This window comes from Luteolibacter flavescens (assembly GCF_025950085.1).
Lineage (GTDB): Bacteria > Verrucomicrobiota > Verrucomicrobiia > Verrucomicrobiales > Akkermansiaceae > Haloferula > Haloferula flavescens.
The window spans coordinates 1-1,089 of record NZ_JAPDDS010000065.1 but is presented as its reverse complement, the minus strand read 5'-3'; the positions used below and the strand labels follow the sequence as shown (position 1 = coordinate 1,089).

The window sequence follows — 1,089 nt, the reverse complement described above, 5'->3', positions numbered from 1 at the left end:
GCACACCTCCGGCACCACGAGCCGGCCCAAGGGCGTGCCGCTCACGCAGCGCAACCTGGCGGCGTCCGTCCAGAACATCCGCGCCGTGTACCGCCTCACCGAGGCGGACGCGACGGTGATCGTGCTCCCGCTCTTCCACGTCCACGGCCTCCTCTGCGGCCTCCTCGCCTCCCTGGCGTCCGGCGCGTCCGTGACGCTCCCGGCGGCGGGGCGCTTCTCGGCGTCCACCTTCTGGGCCGACATGCGCGGCGCCGGCGCGACGTGGTACACGGCGGTGCCGACGATCCACCAGATCATCATCGACCGGCACACCTCGAAGCCGGAGGCGGAGTACCCGGCGCTGCGGTTCATCCGCAGCTGCAGCGCGTCGCTGGCGCCGGCGATCATGGAGAAGCTGGAGGCGGCGTTCGGGGCGCCGGTGGTGGAGGCGTACGCGATGACGGAGGCGTCGCACCTGATGACGTCGAACCCGCTGCCGGAGGACGGGGCGAGGAAGGCCGGGTCGGTGGGGCGCGCGGTGGGTCAGGAGATGGCGATCCTGGACGAGGAAGGGCGGCGGGTGGAGGCCGGGAAGAGCGGCGAGGTGTGCGTGCGCGGCGCCAACGTGACGAGCGGGTACAAGGGGAACCCGGAGGCGAACGAGGCGGCGTTCCGGTTCGGGTGGTTCCACACCGGCGACATCGGCGTCGTGGACGAGGAGGGGTACCTGCGGCTGGTGGGGCGGATCAAGGAGCTGATCAACCGCGGCGGCGAGAAGATATCGCCGATCGAGGTGGACTCGGTGCTGCTCGGGCACCCGGCCATCGCGCAGGCCGTGGCGTTCGGGGTGCCCGACGCCAAGTACGGGGAGGAGATCAACTGCGCGGTGATCCCCCGGGAGGGCGTGTCGCTCGGGGAAGAGGAGGTGCTGGCCTACTGCCGGAGGAACCTGGCCGCGTTCAAGGTGCCCAAGAAGGTGTACATCGCCGACGAGCTTCCCAAGACGGCCACCGGCAAGATCCAGCGCCGCATCGTCGCGCAGCACTTCGTCGTGCCGGTGCTGCCCACCAAGGCGTAATAAAAGTCTCTACCTCCCGACCAACCCATCGC

At 70.4% G+C, this 1,089-nt stretch carries 1 protein-coding gene; it reads left to right on the top strand.

The window, feature by feature from the left end:
• Positions 1–1,057, top strand: a 1,057-nt coding sequence (locus OKA04_RS25020) for an acyl--CoA ligase (protein WP_264503868.1), incomplete at its 5' end; no start/stop codon positions are given.
• Positions 1,058–1,089 lie beyond the last annotated feature (32 nt).